Genomic DNA, 22,200 nt, shown 5'->3' with positions numbered 1-22,200 from the left:
CGGCCGTGCACGCGGCGACCGCGGCGGCGTCATCGGCCAACGACGTCCAGGTCCCTGCCCTGCTCGCCGAGGCGAATCCGACGATCGCCGAGCAGATCCGCACCGCGACGGACGCGCTGCTGGGCGACGTCCTCGCCACGGCGAGCAACCACATGACGAACCGGTTCTCGAGGTCGGACGGGTGAGAACGGTGGGCCCTCGGCTCTTCGCCGGCATCGATCTCGCGGCGGACCCGCGCAGGACAGGTCTCGCGGTGCTTCGCGAGGAGGACCACGCGGTCCGCCTCGACGACGTCCACGTGGGGGCGAGCGACGACGACGTCCTCGCGGCGATCCTTCCCGCCTCGAAAGCCGGCGTGGACGTGCCCTTCGGATGGCCGCGCCGTTTCGTCGATCTGGTCGCCGGGCACCAGGCCGGCGACCTCGAGTCCCCGGCGGACACCGGACCGGACTGGCGCCGGGCCGTACTCTTCCGACAGACGGATCTCGAGGTGCGCAGGCGGGTGGGCAAGACGCCTCTCAGCGTCGCAGCGGACAAGATCGCCTACCCTGCCATCCGCTGGGCAGCGATCGCCGCGCGCCTGCGGGAGCAGGACATCCCCACCCCGCTCGACGGAAGCGGTGTGGCCTGCGAGGTCTACCCGGGCGCCGCGCTGGCCGCCTGGGGATTCGGCGCCCAGCGCTACAAGAAGGCCGCCGGAGCTCTGGTGCGCGGCGAGCTCGTCGAAGCGCTCAGCGCCCGCTGGTCGTGGCTGGACTGGGCAGGACACGAGGACGTGTGCGCGTCCTCGGACGATGCACTCGATGCTGTGATCGCCGCGGTGGTAGCCCGAGAGGTGCTCCTCGGCAGGGCGATCTCTCCGCGAGCGGAACTCGCCGCCGCCGCGGCCGACGAAGGATGGATCTGGCTGCCCACGCCGGAGTGAGGGTCCTCGCCGGTCAGGCGGTCGCTCCCCTCCCCCCCCCATGAGGAACCGGACGAGAGGCCTTTCACCCTGCTGCAGGGACCAGCTCAACGCTGACGATCAGGCCCGGCTCCTGGCCGTAGAAGGTGCCGGGCAGTGCCCAGGCGATGTGCTCGGCCCCGGTCTCCTCATGCGTGGCGGTGCATCGGACCGGGGCGAGCTGCTCGAAGTCCAGGGCGCTCGGGCAGTCCTGGACGGTGAAGGTCCACTGCGAAGTGTCGACCGGGGCATGCCTGAAGTCGAAATCGATGACGGTCTGCATGTCCGCGACCAGCTGGCCGGCGGGGATCGGGTTCATGCCGTAGACGCCGCCCATTCCGATGGCCGTGGCCTCGTTGTCCCCGTTGAAAGTCGCCCACCGAGCGTCCTCGGCGAGCGGCTCGTCGACCGTGTACAGGACTCCGTGCGCTCCACCCGGGGCCGCGATGGGATGGGCGTAGACGGTCTCGTCCCGTTCCGTGCCGTCGAAGTCCGCCGTCACCGTGCAGCGCACGTCGGCGCTCGCGACATAGCGCAGGTCGCTCTCGCAGGATGCCGGATCAGATCCCGGCGAGGGACCCTCGGCCACCCCTCCCAGGTACTGGACGATCTCGGCGAGGTCCGCGGATGGCAACCGCGTCTCGCCGTCCTCGTCGACCAGTCGCTCGGGCTCGACGACATGGACGAACACCAGTGCACGGCGTTCTACAGAGCCAGGGACCTCGTCCCCACTGGCTCGCTCCTCCTCGTTCCCGCCGGCGGCCGGATCCTCGTCGCCGGTCGGGCCGTCCTGCTCGACGGCCTCCGTCTCCGAAGCGGGCGGGTCCTCAGCGGGACCGCAGCCCGCCAGGGCGATCAGCGTCGCCACGGCCATGGCGGTCGCTGCCTGGATTCCGCGACGGAAGGATCTGGCATTCACGAGGTCACTCCAAGGATCGGGGTTCCCATCCTTCCAGATCATCGGCGGGTTTCGAAGAGAGCTGGGGTCGCCGACAGATGGAGTTGGTCTGACGTTGTCGACACCCTCCGTCGAGTCGGAGGCCGGGCGCTGATCAGCGCAGGCGGTGTGCGGCCGGTGCACCGGGCGTCGCCGATCTGGGCGTCATGAACAGTGCTCTCCCGGTGTCTCCGCTGTGCCCTACGCTTCGCTTGACACCAGCGTTCCCGCGGCACCCAGAGCCGTCGACACCGAGCCGTGCACTTCGAGGAGCAGAGAGACCGCATGACAGAGAACCCTTGGTCTTGGTCCGGGCGCCTCACCCTGGGCACCGTCCTGGAGGCCGCCGGGGTGCGGATCGACGACATCCTGGCCATCCGGCACACGTACACGCCCGACGGCCTCACCGGGACCGCCGATCTGACTCCCGAGAAGGTGCTCGCCTACACCCGCCGCCAGACGCACAGGAACAAGGTGCCGGCGACCGCTCCCCCGCTCTGGCTCACCTTCATGGCCGACGGCAAGCGCCGTTCGAGGTTCCTCACCGCCTACGAGAACCACGGGCCGGTGCTCTCCAAGGAGACCGCAGAGCATCGCTACTTCAACCTGCGCCCCTCCGACCTGCTCAGCTCGCTGCGAGAGCGCCTGGTCGTGGAATGGTCCGGGGACACCATCAACTGGGCGAAGAAGGGCGGGCCCGCCGCGGGCTTCCCCCTCGTCGAGATCGCCGACCCGGCTGCCGTCCCCTTCCCGGGTTTCGACCGGGTGATCATCCCCTTCACCGAGCTCCAGGACATGGTCGAGAGCTCCCGGTATCGGGCATGGCAGCACGCGCTGAGCTCCGTGCAGGGGATCTACCTGATCACCGATCAGAGCACCGGGAAGCACTACGTCGGCAAGGCGGATGGCACCGAACGCCTTCTCGGCAGATGGCGCCGCTACGCCCAGACCGGGCACGGCGACAACGTCGGTCTACGACGCCTCCTGGCCGGCGACATCGAGCATGCGGCATGGTTCCGCTTCAGCATCCTGCGCGTGTTCGGCCCCGACACCCCGAAGGCGGACGTCGACGCGTCGGAGGCGCACTACAAGGACGCGCTCATGTCACGGACCTTCGGCCTGAATCGGAACTGAGGGCCACTGATCGCGGACCCCGCCGTCTCGCCCCGTCGGCGGGCACCTGATGGAATACCCCCATGAACCGACGCCGCCACGACCGCAACCCGCTCGGGCAGGGCGCCGCCCGCCACCGCGCGAGCCGCCGCGCGCCGCATAGCCCGCACCGAGCCCCCGCCCCCGTCGAACCGGCGGCCGAGAACCCGCTGATCCGGGTGCTCCGCCCGGCGCTGCGCTCCGAGGACCCGACAGCGTTCTGGGTCGCCGCCGCGCCTCTGATCATGGAGATGGCGGACCCGCAGCACCATCTCGAGGAGCTGCCCGAGGGCGTGGACCTGCTGGACACCTTCCTCGAGATCGACGTCGCAGAGACCACCGCCCTGCTGCACATGGTCGCGGCGATGAGCCCCGACGAGGGCCTCCGCTCTCGGGCACAGGCAGGGCTGACCACTCGCCGTCAGCCGATGCCGCCACAGGTGTCCGGTCTCGCGCAGGCCTCCGTCACCGAGGCTCTCGCGTTCTCCGATGGCGCCGGGGAGAACCTGATGGTGGAGCTGCTGCTCCCTCGCGGCGTGCGGGCCGTGCTCATCACCTACATCGAGTGGAGCCCGGTGCCGTACATGAAGGACGCCTTCGCGATCGGCGAGCCGATGGACGAGGTCACCCGCACGTACCGGGAGATCATGGCGCGGGACGGGGACTCCCTGGACGAGATGCTGGAGACCGTCACCCTGGCCGATGCGGGCGCCCGCTTCCGTCAGGCACTCACCAGCACTCCGAGAGACGTCGAGCAGGCCGGGTTCGGGGAGCAGTGGCCGATGCTGCGGTCCTTCGTGGAATTCGCAGTCGGCCTGCTGCCGGACGGCGGAGAGGGCTATGAGGATGACCTCGTCAGCGGGTTCTCCGCCGGCGACCCGATCCCGGAGCACCCGCCGTGGATCCTGGAGGACGGCACCGACCTGGTCGAGGAGTTCCTCGCCTCCGCACCTGCCGCCGATCTCGAACTCGGCAAAGACGCACAGGACCTGGCCGCTTTCCTGATGGTCGTGCTCGATGCGACCTTCGGCGATCCGCTGGGCTGGGACCCGGAGCTCGCCGAGTGGATGCTCTCTGATGTCCTGCCCACGACCCCGATCCTCTCCGAGGAGCAGATCGCGCAGATCCCTCTCGCCCTGCCGGCGCTGATCGCCTGGTCCCTCGAGCGGACCGGCGAGGAGCCGTCCGTGATCGCGCAAACGCTCAGCGCGGTCGCCCCGCTGCTGGAGCAGTTCCCGGCACGTCGCGCCGACCCACGAATGCGCGCGCGGCGGCTTGAGGAGCAGGTCGATTTCGCGCTCGAGCACGAGGATCCCACCGCCCTGCGCATGGCGGATCTCGCCCTGCGCGCCGGCGGATTCGACGCGCTCGCGGAGCTGGAGACGACTCCGCTGCCCGCCGAGGAGCTCGCGCTCCCGCAGATCCCCGCAGATCTGCGGGACCTCGCCGCCGAGGTCGACGCGCACCTGGTCGACGGGGTGACGGCGTTGCTGAGCGAGCAACCCGCCGTGGCTGACGTCGACGAGCTGCTCACCGCGTGCCGGCGCCTGCTGGTGCGCATCACGCAGCTGGACCCTGCCGTGCTGCGACGGAAGGCGAGCACCCGCAACACCGCCGCGGCCGTCGTCTCGCTCATCGCCCGCGGCAACGCCCTCATGGGGTACTCACCGGCGCCCCTTCACGAGAAGGACCTGCGCCGCGCCTTCGAGCTGCGCAGCTCTCCTAGCCAGCGCGCCCGCACCCTGAAGGAGGCCGCGGCGCTCCCCCACCGCTTCGACGGCATCGCCCTCGCCGACCCCGGGCTGCTGCTCGGCACGGCGCGGACGGAGCTGCTGCGCGTGCGGGACGTGCTGCGGGCGGAGTGAGAGGCGCTTCTCGGACGCCCGGCCTGTCGACCGGACGTTCCCGCCCCCGAGTGCAGACGCAGCTCGAAGAGATGCGCACCGGCGGAGTGGTCCACTGGGACGGAAAGTCGTCTCGCGACCCTCGTGCCACCTGGTCCCTGCCGTGAAGCATGGCTTCACTCATCAGCCCTGAAGTGCTCACAACTACTCTAAAAATCTTCGAGTAGCTTCGAGCTCGACGTATCGGAGGCCCCTTGCACGCCGACCACCCCACCGATCCCCTGCTCCGGCCCGTCCTGGACTCGCTCGACCCAGGGATCGCGAGCCCCCACCTCGCTCGCGCGCTGGTCGCGCGACTGCGCGCGCTCGAGGCGTCCGACGGGGCCACCTGGGCGCAGGACGTCCTCGCGGCCGACCGCGCCGAGGATCCCTCGACCCTGCACCGGCTCCGCACGATCGTCGGCCACCTGCTCTACGAGCGGGGACTGACCGAGGACCGCGTCGGCCCGACGCTCGCGCCGCACCTCACGGCCTGGTCCCCGGCGCCGGAATCGGCCCAGCTGCCGCTGGACCTCACCGCTGCGGACCTCGCCTCCCCCGAGACGATCGAGGACTCCTACGACGTGATCGTGATCGGCTCCGGAGCGGGCGGCGGCATGGCGGCGCAGACCCTCGCCGAGGCCGGATGGCGCACGCTGATCGTCGAGCGCGGGAGACTGCCGGAGAGATCCTCGCTGCTCACCGAGCCGCTGCGCACCCCGCGCGCCGGCGTCGGACTGTTCACGAACGTCGGCCCCGGCCCCGACTCGGAGATCCGGCGGGTGGAGGTCGGCGAGCGCCGCGAGGAGGTGACCGCCGCGCAGGGGCTGTGGAGCAAGAACGCGATGACGATCGGCGGCGGCACCCGGGTCTACGGCGCCCAAGCGTGGCGGCTCGCTCCCGAGGACTTCGCGATGGCCAGCACCTACGGGGTGCCGGGAGGCAGCGCGCTCGCGGACTGGCCGATCGGCTACGACGCTCTGGAGCCGTTCTATGCGCGCGTGGAGACGATGCTCGGCGTCTCCGGGACCACCGGGCACGATCCGTGGGAGGGCCCGCGCAGCGCGCCGCTGCCGATGGGTCCGCTGGCGCCGTCACCGCTGACCGGGCTGCTGGCCGGCGCCGCGGAACGGCTCGGGTTCGGGACCCAGCCGGTGCCGCTGCTGGTCAACAGCCGCCCCCACGGGGGCCGAGCCGCCTGCAGTCGCTGCGCGCAGTGCGTCGGCTTCGACTGCCCGGTCCGGGCACGGGCCGGCAGCCACAACACCACGCTCCCCCGCGCTCTGGCCAGCGGCAACGCGACGCTGCTCCCCGGCGCCCAGGCGGCGCGGATCCTCGTGGACGCCGCCGGCCGCGCCCGGTCCGTGGACCTCGTGGGAGAGAAGGGCGGGAGGATCTGGCGCCGTACCGTGGGCGCCGGGACGGTGGTGCTCGCCGCGGGCGCGATCGAGAGCGCACGGCTGCTGCTGGACAGCGCCTGCGACGCCTTCCCGGGCGGGCTCGGGAACGCGCACGACCAGGTGGGCCGTCACCTGCAGGGCCATGCCTACGGCGGCGCCTCCGCGCTGTTCGCTGAGGAGGTGGTGGACCTGCGCGGTCCCGGCCCCAGCATCTCCACCGCAGACTTCCGGCACGGCAACGACGGCGTGATCGGCGGCGGGATCCTCGCCGACGAGTTCGTCCCCACCCCCGCCAGCACGCATCAGTCCCTGCGCGACACGGGGCTGGTCCCGCCGACGGCGCGGCTCGGCTCCCCCGAGGTGGAGGGCGCGATGCTGCGATTCGCGCGGATCGTGGGCCCGATCCAGGAGGTCACCTCGTCGAGCTCGCGGGTGCGGATCGACGCCGGATTCCGCGACCGCCTGGGGAGGTCGACCGTGCGGCTCAGCGGGAGCCTGCATCCGGAGGACCTCCGCGGCCGCGAGATGCTCACCCAGCGTGCGGCCGCCTGGCTGCGGGAGGCCGGCGCGGTGGAGGTACAGCCGATGGGCCCGATCGGGCCGGACTCACCGCCGAGCGCCGGTCAGCACCAGGCCGGCACCTGCCGGATGGGCACCGACCCGCGCAGCTCGGTGGTGGGAGCGGACGGACGGGTGTGGGGTCACGAGAACATCGTGGTCGCCGACGGGTCCACGCACGTGACCAACGGCGGGGTGAACCCGGTGCTGACGATCCTCGCGAACGCGCTGCGGATCAGCGACGGGGTGGTGCGGGCGGGGTGAGCGTTCTCAGATCAAGAGCCGCAGCAGCAGCGCCGGGATGCGCACCGCGAACCTCAGCACGGCCCACAGCCACTCGGCCAGCTCCAGAAAGGCGAGCAGCAGGTGCCCGGAGCTGTTTCCGTCCATACTGCGGCGGCGTCGTCGTCCCATGGATGCTCCCTTCCCCTGTGGTGCAGTGGCGCTGCCCGCAGCGCCTGCCGTGACCGTGCGGTGCGCGGCGTGTCAGCCGTCGTGAGGGCGACCGTCCGGATCGGGCTCGGAGCGCAGCTCGTCGGCGATCTCCTCCTCCGGGCGGGGCGCCGTCGTCTCGTCGTCCTCGAGCTGTGGGAGGGGCGTCTCCCCCGACCCGGGGAACGGTTCGTGAAGGGGATCTCCGGACCGAGCGCTCATGATGAAGCCTCCCTCGTCGTCGTGCTGCCAGAGTACGCGCGGCGGGCCTCGTCGCGAGGAGAAACCCCAAAGCGCCCCTCGACCCCCGCCTGCCGTGGGACCACGGGCCGACCGCCTCTGAGAGACCAGCGAGGAGCCATGACAGCTTTCCGGGGAGCTCCGGCGGAGCGGCTGCGGGAGCTCAGCTCTTCGCTGTCCTCGCGATCCTCCGGGATCACGGGCGCTGTGGGCTGATCCCCCTCACTTGATCCCGGTGCTCGAGATCCCCTGCACGAACTGCCGCTGGAAGGCCAGGAACACCACCAGGATCGGCAGCACGGTCACGGTCGCCACCGCCATCACGGCACCCCACGGGGAGGCGAAGGCCGGATTGTTCGTCAGAGTGGACAGCGCCACCGGCACCGTGAGGCTCTCGGTGCCCTGCAGCACCACCATCGGCCACAGGAAGTCGTTCCACCGGGCCATGAACGCGAGGATCACGAGCACTCCGATGAGCGGCCCGCAGGTGGGCAGCACCACGGAGAAGAAGGCGCGGAACTCCCCGGCGCCGTCCCTGCGTGTCAGGGTGAGTTGAGACCAGTGGTTCATAGCAAGTCCGCCTCCGCAGGGCGAGATCAGGATCAACAACCATGAGTAGTTCCATGCTTTCCGCAGTGCCGTCCGCGGTCGATGATGGAGTCATGAGCACTTCGCATCCCCGTGCCGGCGGGCCTCATCGTCGCACCTTCACCCCGCAGCAGAAGCTGGCCCATCTTGAGGCCTACGAGCAGGCCCGGGACCAGAACGAGGGCGGTGCTTACCTGCGCCGCGAGGGCTTGTATTCCTCGCTGATCACCGAGTGGCGTCGCCTGCGTGACGCCGGGGTGCTCGAGGGCAAGTCGGCCGGTCAGAGTGTTGGTCGGCCCAGCAAGGACCAGGCTGAGATCGCCCGGCTGCGTCGAGAGCTGGAGACGACCCAGCAGCGGCTGGGCCGGACCGAGGCGGCGCTGGAGATCATGGGAAAAGCACGCGCGCTCTTGGAAGACATCTCCGAGAGCGCGGACACCGAGACGAAGCGCAAGCGGCGCTGATGGACGCCTATGACCAGCTGACGATCTCGGGGACCAATACCCGGGCCGCGGCTGGCCTGACCGGGGTGCCCCGCGCGACGGCCCTGCGCCGCCGGTCCCGGACAGTGCCCACCCCGCTGGAAGCGAGGGAGCCGGCGAACCGTCTGACCTGCGCCGAGAGGGCCACGGTGCTGGCCGTGCTGACCAGTACCGAGTTCGTCGATTCCACTCCGATGCAGGTCTTCGCCACCCTGCTGGACCGCGGTGTCTACCTCTGTTCGGTCTCGAGCATGTATCGGATCCTGGCGGAGCACACGATGGTCAAAGAGCGCCGTCGCCAGGCCCGTCATCCTGCCCGGAAGATACCGGAACTGGTGGCCACGGGGCCGGGCCAGGTCTATACCTGGGACATCACGAAGCTGGCGGGGTCGGTCAAGGGCGTCTACTACGACGCCTACGTGATGATCGATATCTACTCCCGCTACATCGTCGGAGTCCACGTCCACGCCCGCGAAACAGGCCTGCTGGCCGAGGAGATGATGCGTGAAGTGTTCACTATCCACGGCATCCCGGACGTTGTCCACGCCGACCGCGGCACCTCGATGACCTCGAAGTCCGTCGCTACCCTGCTCAGCGATCTGGGAGTCGTGCGGTCGCACTCGCGGCCGAAGGTCTCCAATGACAATCCCTTCTCCGAGGCCTGGTTCAAGACGTTGAAGTACGCGCCGGTCTTCCCCGAACGGTTCACCTGCCTGGCCGCTGCGCGCGGGTTCCTCGACGAGTTTGTGACCTGGTACAACCACGAGCACCGCCACCAAGGACTCGGCCTGCACACCCCGGCAGACGTCCACTACGGCCTCGCCACCGCGAAGGCCACCGAGCGCGTCCGGGTCCTCGCTACGGCGCGTGCTGCGCACCCCGAGCGGTTCGGCACCGACCACACCCCCAAGGCCCTCGCCCTGCCCGAGGCCGCCTGGATCAACAAACCCCACCAACAAGAGCAGCACCAGCCCAACTACGAGATCGCCGCCTAACTCCCACTGGTCTCATCCACCTTGACAATTTCCGGACCCCCGAAGGAACGCAGTACTTCGTCGCACTCCGCAGCGCGCACCCAGTCGAGTTCCCTGGCGACAAGCCCGGCACGGATATTGTCTGGCTCACCCCACCACCCGAGAGCATCTTCGATTGAGTAGCGCTCGCATCGGGGAGTATTCCGGCGCCTCCTGGTGCTGAACGCCAGTACGCTCCAAGCATCAGCCCATTTCGCGCGAGAGGTTTGCCATGTGGCCCTTTCGTAGGGAGCGCCCGAATCGGCCGAACAGCCCCCGCCGAGTCCTGCTCATGTTCCGTGAGGTGTCGACCTGTGACCCCACCATCTTCGGGCCGAACAGACCACTGATCGGAGCGCACCTGCGCGAGCAAGACGCCATCGCGACCGAATCGCTTCACCCCGGCTTCGGCGTGCACTGGATCGATTTCGACATCACCGAAGACCCCGGCACGCCCGCACAGCCGTTCGTGTGGGTCGCCGTGAAGGCCGACAAGCTCCAAGAGAGGCCCGAGGACGACACGGACCCGGTAAAAGTCTTCGGCACGCTGGAGTCTGGACGTGCCTGGATCGCTACCCGCGCCCACCACGGACACCTGCACCGCCTCTGGCGAGTCCCACTCGGCCAGGCAGACCCCGAATACCCTGTCTGGACCGACGAGACGAACAGATCTCTGGCTCACGAGCCCTGAACGCAGAAAAGCGCCCCTACCCGGACCGTGGGAACCAGGCGCGGCCGGCAGGCCATGGGGCGCAGCCAGCCTTTCCGATACGTGGTGCCCAGAGCATCGAACCTCCCCTGTGCGTAGATCTCAAGGCGGGTAAGCAACGGAGCGAAACCTGCTACTCATCAGCCGGAGGCTCGGGACTGACGCGCCGCGAGGCATCACGCACGGCGTCACGAGGTGCGTCCCGAACTGGGCACGCCAGCAGGAAAAGCACTAGATGGTTTTTACGGTTTTCAATAGGGCCCGAAGCGGGCTTTTGCGACAGATCTGTCGCACTGGGTCTACCCAGGGATGCATAGGCCCGCTGCGAGATTCAGGGCATACTGACCGTCATGGCCAGCCGAGTCCCAATATCGTTGCTTCCGGAGCCCTCGTGCTCATTGTGATGTCTGGTTGCGCGAGTGAGCGCGATCGTGGAGTTGAGGCCGAAACATGCGTCTCGTGGGCAGACCTGTCAGATCCCCAGGTAGCTTTCGACGAGGCAGATGCCGTGATCATCGGTCGATCAAGTGCCTCTACAGAGGTGACGAACATGTTCGGGCTCGATGCCGCTGTGCACGACGTGGACGTGTTGCAAGTTCTCAAGGGAGACCTGGCAGACACGGAAGCGGTCGCCTCCATCCCGGAGACATGCACTGACGGCGCGCCTTACCCGAACGGTGACCCTCTGGATGCTGAAGAAGATCTGATTCTCTTCCTGACCAAGCAAGATGGCGACACCCCGTGGTCAACGGTGACTCCACTTGACGGTGCGCAACCCGCGCCAAAAGACGGGTCTCTCCCGTTCGAAGCCCCCGCCACCGGTAGCAGCTAATCCCGACTGACAGCTCGCCGCCCAGTAGTTTCAGTAGTCAGACTGCTTGGAGGCTGGGTACCGCTTACTATCCGGTGGTGACGTCACTTCTTCCCCCCGCAAGCGCTCCGGCCGCGTCCCTTACGGTCGGCCCTCGCGAGCGGCTTGCGCGCCTGGTGAACCCTCCTCGCCTGAATGGTCTGGACATCGCCCGGGGTCTCGCGATACTCGGTATGGGGCTCTTCCCGGTTCGTGGTGATGGGGAGCGTCGCGTCGTTGACGTAGAACGGCTCGTGGTCCTGCTGTGATGGGTGTTGTCAAGACATCCGAATCTCAGAGGACCACGAGCCTGTGCACGAGAGTACTGGTTCGCAGCGTGATGCTGCGAGCACGATCTTCAACTTGCCCAATTACCGCGTCATCGATGCCGTCGACCTGCCCGACGGGGGCCGGCGGGTGGTGATCGCCTCGACCGTCCCGCCGGGCTGTCCGTCCTGCGGCGTGCTGGCGACGAAGGTCCATTCCCGCCGGTCACAGCAGGTCCGGGACGTTCCCGTCGCTGGCGCAGCGGTGGTGGTGTGGGCCAAGCGGCGCTGGTTCTGTCTGGAGCCGGCCTGTGCCCGGGGCACGTTCGCCGAGGCCACCGAGCAGATCCCGCGATACGCACGCTCGACGACCCGACTGCGGGACCAGGTCGTCTCTGCCGTGATCCGTTCCGGCCGTGCAGCCTCCGAGGTGGCCCGGGCCCACGGCGTCTCGTGGTGGCTGGTCCAGGCCGCCCTCAGCGCCGCCGCAGTGGTCCTGCCTGACGTCGACGACGTGCGGGTCAGGCGTCTGGGGGTCGATGAGCACCGCTACCGGTCAGTGCGCTGGTTCCGCACCGACGAGGGCGCTTGGAGACGGTTCGAGCCGTGGATGACGACGCTGGTCGACCTGGCCACCGGGCAGGTCCTCGGCATCGTCGACGGCCGGGACTCCAGGGCCGTCGGGGATTGGCTCGCGCAGCGCTCTGAGCAGTGGCGGGAGCGGATCGAGATCGTCGCGATCGATCCCTCGGCCGCGTTCCGCAAGGCGCTGCGGACCTGGCTGCCTCGCGCCGCGGTCTCGGTCGACAAGTTCCACCTGGTCAAGCTCGGGAACGACATGGTCACCACCGTCAGGCAGCGCCTGGCCCGCACCCATCGCGGTCGTCGGGGCCGCAAGGACGACCCGGCCTGGGCCCACCGGATGCTGCTGCTGCGCGGCGGCGACACCCTGACCCCGAGGGCGTGGGAGCGGTTGGAGAGGGTGTTCCGCACCGACGACCCCACCGACGAGCTCTCGGCCTCCTGGGGCATCAAGGAGCAGCTCCGACGCCTGCTGGCCACCGACACTCTCGCCCAGGCCTGGCAGGAGCGGATGCGGATGGGCTACTTCGTCCAGATCGCGAACATGCCCGAGGCCACGAAGCTCTACGACACCGTCGTGACCTGGTGGGACGCCATCGAGGTCCTCATCGTCACCGGCGCAACCACCGCGAAGGTCGAAGCGGGCAACACCGGCATCAAGAACATCAAACGCACCGGCCGCGGATTCCGCAACGCGGAGAACTACCGGACGCGTATCCTGCTCACCAGCGCCGCGAGAACCGTAGCGTGAATACCCGCCACAGCAGGGTCATTCACCACGAACCGCGAAGAGCCCGGTATGGTCGCCGCCCACCTCGGCGACTTCCCTCCTTTTGCCTGGAGCGACCCGTTCAGCTACCTGAACATCGTGAACGGCAACTCCTCGATCCTGTTCGCCGTCCTCGCCGGCATCTCAATCGCCTTGCTCACCGGCCGCGAACGCATCCCCCAGCCCGAGGACCTGCCCCGCCTGCGGCTGGCTCTCGTCGGCCGGGGGGCCGCGATCTTCGCGATCGGGCTCGCGCTCGAACTCCTCGGCGTGGGCATCGCCGTGATCCTCACCTTCTACGGACTCCTGTATGTCGCAGCGATCCCCGTTCTTCGCCTGCGACCCTCACGCCTCATCCAGTGCGCAATCCCCCTCGCGCTGTTCGATCCGATCCTGATCACGCTCCTGGAGACGCTGTCCCTGGGTGCTTACGGCGCCGGCAGCAACCTCCTCATCGTCGGGATCTACCCCCTCACGACCTGGGCACCCCTGACGCTGGTCGGCATGGCCCTGGGACGTCTCCCCCTGACCCGCCCCCGCACCGCAGGCCTGATCACCGCGATCGGCGCGACCCTCGCGATCACCGGCACCCTCCTCGGCCTCGCCCTCAGCGCAGCCCTAGGAGTCCTGCTCCCGGAGTACCAGGAATACTCCTCGTGGAGCTCCACCGGCTACTCCAGCTCGTGGGAATCCAGCTCGAAAGGCTCCACGGGGTACGAGGACGAAGTACCGATGGTGCCCTTCGACGAAATCGACGGAACCGGACTGCTCTGCTACCCCGCGCCCCCATATGACCCCGTCGTGTACTGCGAACCCCAGGACTACAGCGAAACCCGGATCGACGAAAGCAGCTCATCCTCGAGCTACTGGGACGACTACGGCGGTGACTGGAGCACCTACCCCGAGCGCCTCTCCGACATGGCACCCCTTCCAATGCTGATCGGCTCCGTGGTATCTACCGCCCCGCACTCAGGGTCCGTGCTGGAGATCTTCACCTCGGGCGGACTCGCCCTGTTCATCATCGGTGCCTCGACACTTCTCTCACGCCCCCTGCGATGGGTACTCCTGCCCCTGTCCGCCATCGGCGCGATGCCCCTGACCGCCTACACCCTCCACGCCCTCGTCATCCTCGCGCTCACCGGACCCGCCGGCTACCTCACCAGCAACCCCGCTTGCCTACTCCTCATCCTCGGCCTCGCCATCGCCTGCACCACATGGGCCGCGTTCCTCGGACGGGGCCCACTCGAACGCTTCACCGCCCGAACCGCCCGCTGGCTCTCACCCCAACCCACCCCACACCACCGAACAGAAACAGCCACCACCGCCACCGACCCGCACCAACGAGATTGACATGAAGAGACGTGTCACGCGCGGCATCGCGAGAGACGTCCCGAACTGGGGCACCCCAGCAGGACAGTTACCAGCGGGTTCTTTACGGTTCTGTTATGTCGCAGGACATCGGTGACAGTTCTGTATCAGGACATCGGTGACACTTCCGTGGCTCTTGGTGGTGACACTTCGCCGGTAAAAATGGGCGGTGAGCAGAAACGAGCCCGTCGATCCCACTGTCCGCCTGGCCATCTCGCGGTGGCCTGATGACGCGCCGCGTGGGTCGGTGAGCACGTTCTGCGTCGAGCACGGCATCTCGCGCAAGACGTTCTACGTCCTCCGTGCTCGCGCCCGCGTCGATGGGCCCGCGGCCGTGCTCGAGCCCCGCACCAAACGACCACATACCTCCCCGGGCCAGCTCGATGAAGAGGTCAAGGACCAGGCTGTTCAGGTCCGCGCCGCACTCGAAGCGTCTGGGCTGGATCACGGTCCGATCAGCGTCCACGACCGGATGAAAGCGATGGGACTTGAAGCGCCATCGATCGCGGCCCTGGCACGGATCTTCCGCGAACGAGGCGTGGCTCGACTGGAGCCGAGGAAGCGGCCTCGCGCGTCCTGGCGGCGGTTCGTCTATCCGGCACCGAACGCGTGCTGGCAGCTGGATGCGACCCAGTACGTCCTCACCAACGGCCGGACCTGCGTGATCTTCCAGCTCCAGGACGATCATTCGCGCCTCGCGGTCGCCTCTCACGTGGCGGGCAGCGAGACCGCTGAAGCAGCGATCGCGGTGTTCAACAAGGGCACCGCGCGTTGCGGAACTCCACAGCGTCTGCTCACCGACAACGGAGCCGCGCTGAACCCCACGCGCCGTGGGATGAAGGGCCAGCTCGTCATCCACGTGACCGCGCTGGGAGTCGAGGCGATCACCGGGAAGCCCTACAAGCCGACCACGCAGGGCAAGAACGAACGATTCCACCAGACCTTGTTCCGCTGGCTGGACAAGCAGCCCATCGCGGGAAGCATCGAAGAGCTCCAAGCACAGGTCGACGAGTTCGACGTCATCTATAACGAGCAACGCCCTCACCAGGGACTTCCCGGACGGATCACACCACGCCAAGCCTGGGACGCGACTGAGCCGGCACCGTCTCCCCGGCCTGTCGTGGAGCCCAGCCTGATCATCGAGTCCGTCGGGGACAGCAAGAAGCGTTCCCGGAAGCTCCCCCGGGAGCGGGTCATCCAGACCGGTGAACGAACACGGGTGGTGAACAACAACGGCACGATCACCCTCCACGGCGTCGCGTTCCAGGTCTCCTACCCTCATGCCCAGCAGGAAGTGCACGTCCTCGTCGAACAGGCCAGCGTCACGTTCGTCGACCTTCACGGCGAGATCCTGGCCGAGCACGCTTGGCCCCCGCTCGGCATCCGATACGCCTCCAAGCACACGGGTCAACGGAGCGGCAAACGCCGAGGCCGGCCACCGAAGAACCCCGAACCGTCACCGATGTCCTGAGACATCAACTGTCACCGATGTCCTGATACAGAACTGTCACCGAAGTCCTGAGACATCACAGGTTCTTTACGGTTCCCAATAGGGTCCAAAAATGCACTTTTGCGACAGATCTGTCGCACTGGGTATACCCGAATGGGGCACGATGGCTTTAGTCGAGTGAGTGCATCTGCCGACCTTGGGGCCCACCTCGACCTCTCTCCCAGGACAAGGCTCGCCGGGCCCTCGCGCAGGCTCACAGTTGACCTCCACAACCGTCCGATACGCCTACCCAGGGAGTGTTGCGTCCAACGGTTCTAGCGCCGCTGTCAGCGTGTTAGAGGTCCTGCTCAGACACCCGGTGTCCCGGGTAGATTCGCACTATGAGAACAGTGAGCAAGTTGACCGTCGTCGGCGCTGGAGCTGTCGGATCGAGCGTGGCCTACGCCGCGATGATTCGTGGGGCCGCCCGCCATATCGCTTTGTACGACATCGCTCCAGAGAAGACTCGCGCGGAGGTCCTGGACCTCGCCCACGGTGCGAAGTTCGTCGGCGCCACCGAGATCAGCGGTGGCAGCGACATCGCCGTCACGGCCGACTCCGACGTCGTGGTAATTACCGCCGGCGCCAAGCAGAAGCCCGGTCAGACCCGTATCGAGCTCGCTGCCACAAATGCCCGCATCATGGGCTCGCTGATGGAGCAGCTGTTGAAGGTCTCGCCCGACGCGGTCTACGTCATTGTCTCCAATCCTTGCGACGTCCTCACCATGCTCGCTAAGGAAGCCAGCGGGCTACCCGCCGAGCGCATCTTCGCCTCCGGCACCACGCTGGACTCCTCCCGCCTGCGCTGGGAGATCGCGCGCCGCGCTGGAGTTTCCGCATCCAGCGTGCACGCCATGATCGTCGGCGAGCACGGTGACACCGAGTTCCCGCTGTGGTCCAGCGCGAGCATCGGCACCGTTCCCCTCCTGGACTGGACGGTCAATGGGGAACGGGTCTTCGAGCAGTCAACTCTCGACCAGATTGCAGTGGATGTCCGCGATGCCGCGTATGCGGTCATCCAGGGGAAGGGCGCGACGAACTACGCGATCGGCTTGTCGAGCACGAGGATCGTCGAGGCGATCCTGAATGACGAGAACGCGATCATCCCTGTCGCGCCGGTGCTCTCGGGCATCCAGGGCCTGGAGGGCATCGCCCTGTCCGTGCCCTGCGTGGTCAACCGCACCGGCGCCCACCCCATCGCAGAGACCCCATTCTCCGACCACGAGCGCGAGCTCCTCCACCGCTCTGCGGCATCGCTGAGCGAGGTCGCGGCCGGCCTGCGCGCCTGACCCCTTCGCCGGGCACGCCACAGTGCACCGGCTCATCCCGGTCTCGTCATGACGGCACGCTCCGCACCGTGCGGGGCAAACCGTCCGGCCCGGCCAGCCGTACCCCTTCCCACCGCCGACCGGGCACCCCGCGTCGGCTCGTCCTGAGGATTCCCTGTGTGGACCCAGCAGATCGATCCGCTCGATAACCTCCTTCTCTCCGGCCTCGTCGCCGCAATCCCGATCTTCGTGTTCCTGCTGTGCCTGGTGCTGCTGAAGCTCACCGGGCTGAAGGCCGGACTGATCGCGTTGGCAGTCGAGGTGACCGTCGCCCTCGCAGTGTTCGGCATGCCCGTCCGCGCCGCCGCGGGCGCCGCTCTCGGCGGAGCGCTCACGGCGCTGTGGCCCATCGCCTACATCATCGTGATGGCCGTCTGGCTCTACCGGATCAGCGTCGTCTCCGGACGTTTCGACGTGATCCGAGCTTCGATCAGCGCCGTCTCGGCGGACCAGCGGATCCAGGTGCTGCTGATCGCGTTCGCCTTCGGGGCCTTCCTGGAGGGAGCCGCCGGGTTCGGGGTCCCCATCGCTATTTGCGCGGCCCTTCTGGTACAACTCGGCTTCGGCCCGGTGAGAGCCGCGATGATCGCCCTGGTCGGGAACGTGGCTGCCGGCGCCTACGGCGCTATCGGGGTACCAGTCCTCGTCGGAGCACAGATCACCGGGATGGAGGTCCTGGATCTATCCCGAGCACTGGTGCTTGTGCTGCAACCGCTCACCCTGCTGGTTCCGTTCCTGCTGGTGATGATCATCGATGGAGTGCGGGGGCTACGCGAGACGCTTCCCGCTGCCCTCACGGTGACCCTGGTGTTCAGCGCGGTGCAAGCGGGGACCCTGTGGTTCCTCGGCCCTGAGCTCGCTGACCTCGGCGCCGGTCTCAGCGCCATGCTCGCATTGATGGCACTGTGCCGCGTCTGGTCCCCTCGCAGGACCTACCGCGAAGGAGACAGCGCGCCAGCTGCGATGGGACCGCCGACGGCCAAGCAGGTCCTGGTGGCGTGGAGCCCCTTCTACATCCTCACCGGCTTCATCCTGGTGTGGTCCATCCCCCCCGTGAAGGAACTGTTCAGCAGCGGAGCCCTCGCTGTCACCACGCTCGCCCTGCCGATCCCCGGGGTGACCGGTCAGATCACCACCGCAGCCGGGACCGCGGTGGAGACGACCTGGAACCTCTCCATCCTGGGCGCTACCGGAACCGCGATCCTCCTCGCCGTGCTCACGTCGTTCTTCACCACTCCCCAGGTGGACGCGAGAGCGCTGTTCGGTGAGCTGCGCGCCACCTTCACGATGCTCAGCGGCGCCATCGTGCTGATCACGGTGATCCTGGTGCTCGCCAACATCGCCAACTACTCCGGCGGATCAAATGCGATGGGTACCGCTCTGGCCGGCACCGGTCCGGTCTTCCCTCTGATCGCTCCCATTATCGGCTGGATCGGGGTGTTCCTGACGGGCTCGGTGGTCAACAACAACACCCTCTTCGCCCCTCTGCAGGTCGCCACCGCTCAGGGCATCCAGGCTGATCCGGCGCTGCTGGTCGGTGCGAACACCGCCGGTGGAACCACCGCCAAGGTAATCTCCCCGCAGTCGATCGCCATCGCGGCCGGAGCCGTGGGCCTCAATGGCAGGGAGAGCGAGATCATGCGCGCATCGATCGGCTACAGCCTCGCTATGCTCGCAGTGATCTGCAGCTGGAACTTCATCCTGGCCCTGTTGTGAGGGGACAGACGCACAGCGAGGCGCCACGCGCGGCGTCGCGAGGTGCGTCCCGAACTGGGGCACCCCAGCAGGACAGTTACTGAAAGGTCTTTTACGGTTCCCAATAGGGCTCGAAAGTGCACTTTTGCGACACATCTGTCGCACTGGGCATACCCAATCAGGACACGCCGTTCGGCCCGCTCGGGTCTGCGCCGCCTCGACTCTCGGTCACCGGGAGTCATTGATGCCGGGATCGCCGGCATCTGCGCCTTCAGTTCCGTCATCGACCCACTCGAACAGGTCGCCCGGCTGGCATTGGAGGACGCGACACATCGCATCCAACGTCGACAGGCGGACGGCCTTGGCGCGACCGTTCTTGAGTACTGCGATGTTGGCCGGCGTGATGCCCACCCGATCGGCGAACTCCCCGACGCTCATCTTCTGTCGAGCGAGTTCCACATCGATGCGACTGACGATGGCCATCGCTCAGACAACCGCATCCATCTCGACCTTGAGCGCGGTCGCTCGGACAAGCAGGCCTCTGAGGACGACGATCAGCAGGACGACAGCGAGACCGACCATCAGACCGAGCAACTCCGTCAGGACGATCCACGGAGCAGAAACGCCCTGGATCGTCTGCCATGCGCCGGTGACCAGAGCGATGCACCATCCGGCACCGAGGGCGCCGAGGATGACATCGACCCACCGCCGCGCCTCAGCGTCGAAGATCTCGTCCCGGGCAACGCGGCCCAGCAGCTCCCACGTGGCCAGCAGTGTGGCTTGGATGCAGGCCAGGAAGGCGATCAGCGAGATGGCCAGCTGCCATCGCGCCCACGCGAACTCCGGGTACGCGTCCGCCATCCACCCGGAGACCACCGGCACGACCACGACTTGGGCGAAGAGGAGGCCGAAGCCCGAGAGGACAGCAACGACTTGAAGGGTTCGAGCGAGGCCACGAGTCATACGTTGAGTATCAATCGCTATCTATCGAAAGTCAATCGGTAGCCGCGTCCGCCCCCGCTAGCCGTCTCAGCCACCGCAGATGGGGTGTGGGGCGGCAGGGAGCAGGAAGCGTCCGACGCCTCGGCCGTGAGTGACAGCTGCGCCAGTGAGACACCCGTACGGGACGGGTGCCCCGTCGACGGGATGCTGGAAGCGCCCGTTGATGAAGATCCTGTCGATACGGCTTCGGACAACAGTCGCCGGCGTGCTGTGCGTCCTACGGTGAGGTCATGGAACTCCACGCCGCGTCGAGCCGACCTGCATCTCTGGCCGTCCCGCGGCCGCGTCACATTGGGGTCATCATGGACGGCAATCGACGCTGGGCGAAGACTCAACGGCATGTTGACGTGGGCTTCGGCCACAAGGCCGGTGCGGAGCACCTCTCCAATTTCATGGCCTGGCTCAGCGCACGGAGCATCGACCATGCCAGCGCCTACGTCTTGTCCGCCGACAACATCCGCAAGCGTGACTCCCAAGAGGTCCGCTACCTCTTCACGCTGATCGAGGAGATCATCCCGGACCGGGTGAAGGCGGCTCAGAGCTGGCAGCTCCACGTCAGTGGCGATCTGGATGTGCTTCCTGCCCCGGCCCGAGCAGCGCTCGAGCGCGCGATCCAGGAAACGGCCGATCGGCCCCGGCATCTCACGCTCGCTATCGGCTACGACGCCCACGCAGACATCGTCTCCGCCGTTCAGCGCGCCGTTCTCCACCTCAAAGCCGGGGAGCTCGACGGTCTCACCGTGGATGCGGTCTCGGAACAGCTCGCCGGTGGCCCAGTGAAGGACATCGACCTGATCATCCGCACCGGCGGCGACAGTCGCACCTCGGGCTTCTTCCCCTGGCAGACCACGAGCGCCGAGCTCTACGTCGTGCAGCACCCGTGGCCGGCGTTCAGCGAGTCTGACCTCGACGATGCGCTCAGCTACTACGCCACCAAGCGCGGCCGGACGGCAACGTAGCGCACCCGACAGGGTCCGAAACGGCAGCTCTGTGACAGACCTGCGCCGTGGGGTATACCCCAGGCGAACAGCACGACCCCACTTGTCGATGCGGCGATCCCGTGCTTGCGCCCGAATCCGGTGGTGCCACCGTGGGCTACACCTCGACCGTGTACCCCAGTGCGAGATCCTCCGCGTTGTGACCACGTATGCCCCAGTTCACCTTGGGAGTCTCGGTGATGGTGATCTCCACGCTGTGTGGAGCGATGCCTACTTCGCCCTCGATCCGATCGAACAACTCTTGAATGAGTTGCCGCTTAGCCCCATCAGACCTGCCCGCGAACATCGAAATCTCGATGATCGTGTAGTCGTCGCCCCGATCGCTGGGATGGACGAAGTCCTCGGGCTCGAGCGCGATGAAGCGATGAAACCTCTTCTCGGGCGGGTACGCGAGAGCTGTCATGACCGCGCCGTGGATGGCGTCGGACAACCTCGCGCGGTTCCTGTGGAGCGAGGCGGCTGCGCCGTACACGATGATCTGGGCCATCAACGGACGTTATCCCAGAGAACAGCCGCGCTGCGTGGGCTATGCCCAGTCGAGACGGCATCGCGACACCTGACTGGCGTCGCCGGTGTCGGGCTGCCGATAGCGAGTGAGAGCCGCGCGGCGTGCGTCGAAGCGTCCGGCGCCTCTTGTACGGTCGGCAAATGGATTATCGCAGCGCTGCTGACCTCGCCATCTCCCTCGCCCGTCAGGCGGGGGACTTCGCCGTATCCGAGCAGCAGAGGGTCCGCATCGAGTCGAAAGGAGACGGCGTAGACCTTGTCACGCACGTCGACCGGGAGGCGGAAAGGATGATCGCTGCTGGCATCGCGGAACGCTACCCCGATCATGGGATCCTCGGCGAGGAAGACGGCGAACAGGGCGCCGGCGCCGGCGCCACGCTCCGATGGTTGATCGATCCACTCGACGGCACCCACAACTATGTCCTCGGGCTGGACGTGTATGGAGTGTGCATCACGCTCTGTCGCGGGGATGCCCCCTTGGTAGCGGCTGTGCATGACTCCCCACGGCGCCGCACGTACTGGGCGATTCGGGGCGAAGGCGCGCACGTCACGCCGGGAGAATCGGGCGAGACGCGCCAGCTGATGCTTGGTAGCGCAGACACTCTGGCCCGCAGCACCATCTCCTACACCCAGGGGTATGACGTTGGTGCCGACGACTCTCGCCGCAACGTCATGTTCGAAGCACTGGAGCGCTCAAGCAAACGAGTCCTGCGGTCTTGGGCCCCATCGGCCGACTGGGGATTGCTGGCCCTCGGTCGGTTGGGGGCGCTGCTGGCGTACCAGAACTCGGTTTGGGATGTCATCGGAGGCTCCCTGATCGCACAGGAGGCCGGAGCCCGTGTCCTCCAGGACAGCACAGGAGAACTCACCATCGTTGGCCACCCAAAGACTGTCGAAGAGCTGCGCAGTGTCCTGGCGCCCGCGATCGATCTTCCAAAGGACGAGGTGATGGTGGCAGCCAGCTGAGCGGGACGACCTAGCGGGGGCTCCGTCCCAAGGGACTGTTGCA

At 67.5% G+C, this 22,200-nt stretch carries 21 protein-coding genes; 15 read left to right on the top strand and 6 right to left on the bottom strand.

The window, feature by feature from the left end:
• Window positions 1–5: 5 nt before the first annotated feature.
• Window positions 6–185: a hypothetical protein gene (locus ACT3UF_RS10095; protein ID WP_444608296.1), complete on the top strand. Its 180-nt coding sequence runs from the start codon at window positions 6–8 to the stop codon at window positions 183–185.
• On the top strand, window positions 182–925 hold the full coding sequence (locus ACT3UF_RS10090; protein ID WP_444599803.1) for a DUF429 domain-containing protein: 744 nt from the start codon (window positions 182–184) through the stop codon (window positions 923–925). The genes ACT3UF_RS10095 and ACT3UF_RS10090 overlap by 4 nt, the downstream gene beginning before the upstream one ends.
• 64 nt (window positions 926–989) lie before the next feature.
• Here ACT3UF_RS10090 and ACT3UF_RS10085 read toward each other — a convergent pair whose 3' ends face one another.
• Window positions 990–1,862 carry a hypothetical protein gene (locus ACT3UF_RS10085; protein WP_441446295.1) on the bottom strand — a complete coding sequence of 291 codons (873 nt, stop codon included), beginning with the start codon at window positions 1,860–1,862 and terminating at the stop codon, window positions 990–992.
• 303 nt (window positions 1,863–2,165) lie between these two features.
• Between ACT3UF_RS10085 and ACT3UF_RS10080 the strand changes: the two genes are divergently transcribed.
• The 3 genes from ACT3UF_RS10080 to ACT3UF_RS10070 all read left to right on the top strand — a co-directional run bounded on the left by ACT3UF_RS10080 (window position 2,166) and on the right by ACT3UF_RS10070 (window position 7,137).
• Complete coding sequence (locus ACT3UF_RS10080) at window positions 2,166–3,014, top strand: GIY-YIG nuclease family protein (protein WP_444608295.1); 849 nt, start codon at window positions 2,166–2,168, stop codon at window positions 3,012–3,014.
• Window positions 3,015–3,076: 62 nt separating this feature from the next.
• Window positions 3,077–4,897, top strand: a complete 1,821-nt coding sequence (locus tag ACT3UF_RS10075) for a hypothetical protein (protein ID WP_444608294.1) — start codon at window positions 3,077–3,079, stop codon at window positions 4,895–4,897.
• 233 nt (window positions 4,898–5,130) lie between these two features.
• Window positions 5,131–7,137 (top strand): GMC oxidoreductase, encoded by a 2,007-nt coding sequence (locus ACT3UF_RS10070; RefSeq protein WP_444608293.1) that lies wholly within the window; start codon window positions 5,131–5,133, stop codon window positions 7,135–7,137.
• A gap of 222 nt (window positions 7,138–7,359) precedes the next feature.
• Here the strand turns inward: ACT3UF_RS10070 and ACT3UF_RS10065 are convergent, their stop codons facing one another.
• On the bottom strand, window positions 7,360–7,527 hold the full coding sequence (locus ACT3UF_RS10065; RefSeq protein ID WP_444608292.1) for a hypothetical protein: 168 nt from the start codon (window positions 7,525–7,527) through the stop codon (window positions 7,360–7,362).
• Between the two features lie 240 nt (window positions 7,528–7,767).
• A complete protein-coding gene (locus ACT3UF_RS10060) occupies window positions 7,768–8,115 on the bottom strand; it encodes a carbohydrate ABC transporter permease (RefSeq protein WP_444608291.1) in 348 nt (115 codons plus the stop codon).
• A gap of 92 nt (window positions 8,116–8,207) precedes the next feature.
• Between ACT3UF_RS10060 and ACT3UF_RS10055 the strand changes: the two genes are divergently transcribed.
• The 8 genes from ACT3UF_RS10055 (at window position 8,208) to ACT3UF_RS10020 (ending at window position 18,705) form a co-directional block, all read left to right on the top strand.
• A protein-coding gene (locus ACT3UF_RS10055; protein ID WP_444502892.1) for an IS3 family transposase occupies window positions 8,208–9,610 on the top strand; the annotation gives its coding sequence in 2 pieces (ribosomal slippage) (window positions 8,208–8,565 and window positions 8,565–9,610; 1,404 coding nt in all).
• 310 nt (window positions 9,611–9,920) lie between these two features.
• Window positions 9,921–10,319: a hypothetical protein gene (locus ACT3UF_RS10050; protein ID WP_444502873.1), complete on the top strand. Its 399-nt coding sequence runs from the start codon at window positions 9,921–9,923 to the stop codon at window positions 10,317–10,319.
• A 568-nt stretch (window positions 10,320–10,887) separates the two neighbouring features.
• Window positions 10,888–11,169 (top strand): hypothetical protein, encoded by a 282-nt coding sequence (locus tag ACT3UF_RS10045; RefSeq protein ID WP_444502874.1) that lies wholly within the window; start codon window positions 10,888–10,890, stop codon window positions 11,167–11,169.
• Between the two features lie 330 nt (window positions 11,170–11,499).
• A complete protein-coding gene (locus ACT3UF_RS10040; RefSeq protein ID WP_073884858.1) occupies window positions 11,500–12,786 on the top strand; it encodes an ISL3 family transposase in 1,287 nt (428 codons plus the stop codon).
• Window positions 12,787–12,834: 48 nt separating this feature from the next.
• Window positions 12,835–14,154, top strand: a complete 1,320-nt coding sequence (locus tag ACT3UF_RS10035) for a heparan-alpha-glucosaminide N-acetyltransferase domain-containing protein (protein ID WP_444608290.1) — start codon at window positions 12,835–12,837, stop codon at window positions 14,152–14,154.
• 187 nt (window positions 14,155–14,341) lie between these two features.
• Window positions 14,342–15,643 (top strand): integrase core domain-containing protein, encoded by a 1,302-nt coding sequence (locus ACT3UF_RS10030; RefSeq protein ID WP_158541900.1) that lies wholly within the window; start codon window positions 14,342–14,344, stop codon window positions 15,641–15,643.
• Window positions 15,644–16,002: 359 nt separating this feature from the next.
• Window positions 16,003–16,950 carry an L-lactate dehydrogenase gene (locus tag ACT3UF_RS10025; RefSeq protein ID WP_343926441.1) on the top strand — a complete coding sequence of 316 codons (948 nt, stop codon included), beginning with the start codon at window positions 16,003–16,005 and terminating at the stop codon, window positions 16,948–16,950.
• A 156-nt stretch (window positions 16,951–17,106) separates the two neighbouring features.
• Complete coding sequence (locus ACT3UF_RS10020) at window positions 17,107–18,705, top strand: L-lactate permease (RefSeq protein WP_444608289.1); 1,599 nt, start codon at window positions 17,107–17,109, stop codon at window positions 18,703–18,705.
• Between the two features lie 207 nt (window positions 18,706–18,912).
• Here ACT3UF_RS10020 and ACT3UF_RS10015 read toward each other — a convergent pair whose 3' ends face one another.
• Both ACT3UF_RS10015 and ACT3UF_RS10010 read right to left on the bottom strand, forming a co-directional pair.
• Window positions 18,913–19,167 (bottom strand): helix-turn-helix domain-containing protein, encoded by a 255-nt coding sequence (locus tag ACT3UF_RS10015; RefSeq protein WP_444502815.1) that lies wholly within the window; start codon window positions 19,165–19,167, stop codon window positions 18,913–18,915.
• Between the two features lie 3 nt (window positions 19,168–19,170).
• The gene (locus tag ACT3UF_RS10010) at window positions 19,171–19,647 is read right to left on the bottom strand and encodes a DUF2975 domain-containing protein (protein ID WP_444502814.1); all 477 of its coding nucleotides are present in this window, start codon (window positions 19,645–19,647) and stop codon (window positions 19,171–19,173) included.
• 269 nt (window positions 19,648–19,916) lie between these two features.
• Between ACT3UF_RS10010 and uppS the strand changes: the two genes are divergently transcribed.
• Window positions 19,917–20,645: a polyprenyl diphosphate synthase gene (gene uppS / locus ACT3UF_RS10005; protein ID WP_444502813.1), complete on the top strand. Its 729-nt coding sequence runs from the start codon at window positions 19,917–19,919 to the stop codon at window positions 20,643–20,645.
• Between the two features lie 136 nt (window positions 20,646–20,781).
• On the opposite strand, the gene ACT3UF_RS10000 is transcribed toward uppS, so the two are convergent.
• Window positions 20,782–21,171 (bottom strand): tautomerase family protein, encoded by a 390-nt coding sequence (locus tag ACT3UF_RS10000; RefSeq protein ID WP_094450967.1) that lies wholly within the window; start codon window positions 21,169–21,171, stop codon window positions 20,782–20,784.
• 161 nt (window positions 21,172–21,332) lie between these two features.
• On the opposite strand from ACT3UF_RS10000, the gene ACT3UF_RS09995 reads away from it, so the two are divergent.
• Window positions 21,333–22,157 (top strand): inositol monophosphatase family protein, encoded by an 825-nt coding sequence (locus ACT3UF_RS09995; protein WP_444502812.1) that lies wholly within the window; start codon window positions 21,333–21,335, stop codon window positions 22,155–22,157.
• Window positions 22,158–22,200 lie beyond the last annotated feature (43 nt).

It is taken from the genome of Brachybacterium sp. AOP24-D1-21, from assembly GCF_052378665.1.
Taxonomy (GTDB): Bacteria; Actinomycetota; Actinomycetes; order Actinomycetales; family Dermabacteraceae; genus Brachybacterium.
The sequence above is the reverse complement of the archived record's forward strand: the minus strand, read 5'-3'. Positions and strand labels throughout refer to the sequence as shown.

Coding starts and splice junctions, on each gene's coding strand:
- ACT3UF_RS10080 (WP_444608295.1), top strand. CDS start 2,166: ATGACAGAGAACCCTTGGTCTTGGTCCGGGCGCCTCACCCTGGGCACC.
- ACT3UF_RS10075 (WP_444608294.1), top strand. CDS start 3,077: ATGAACCGACGCCGCCACGACCGCAACCCGCTCGGGCAGGGCGCCGCC.
- ACT3UF_RS10065 (WP_444608292.1), bottom strand. CDS start 7,527: ATGAGCGCTCGGTCCGGAGATCCCCTTCACGAACCGTTCCCCGGGTCG.
- ACT3UF_RS10060 (WP_444608291.1), bottom strand. CDS start 8,115: ATGAACCACTGGTCTCAACTCACCCTGACACGCAGGGACGGCGCCGGG.
- ACT3UF_RS10050 (WP_444502873.1), top strand. CDS start 9,921: ATGTTCCGTGAGGTGTCGACCTGTGACCCCACCATCTTCGGGCCGAAC.
- ACT3UF_RS10045 (WP_444502874.1), top strand. CDS start 10,888: ATGTTCGGGCTCGATGCCGCTGTGCACGACGTGGACGTGTTGCAAGTT.
- ACT3UF_RS10035 (WP_444608290.1), top strand. CDS start 12,835: ATGGTCGCCGCCCACCTCGGCGACTTCCCTCCTTTTGCCTGGAGCGAC.
- ACT3UF_RS10025 (WP_343926441.1), top strand. CDS start 16,003: ATGAGAACAGTGAGCAAGTTGACCGTCGTCGGCGCTGGAGCTGTCGGA.
- ACT3UF_RS10015 (WP_444502815.1), bottom strand. CDS start 19,167: ATGGCCATCGTCAGTCGCATCGATGTGGAACTCGCTCGACAGAAGATG.
- ACT3UF_RS10010 (WP_444502814.1), bottom strand. CDS start 19,647: ATGACTCGTGGCCTCGCTCGAACCCTTCAAGTCGTTGCTGTCCTCTCG.
- uppS (WP_444502813.1), top strand. CDS start 19,917: ATGGAACTCCACGCCGCGTCGAGCCGACCTGCATCTCTGGCCGTCCCG.
- ACT3UF_RS10000 (WP_094450967.1), bottom strand. CDS start 21,171: ATGGCCCAGATCATCGTGTACGGCGCAGCCGCCTCGCTCCACAGGAAC.
- ACT3UF_RS09995 (WP_444502812.1), top strand. CDS start 21,333: ATGGATTATCGCAGCGCTGCTGACCTCGCCATCTCCCTCGCCCGTCAG.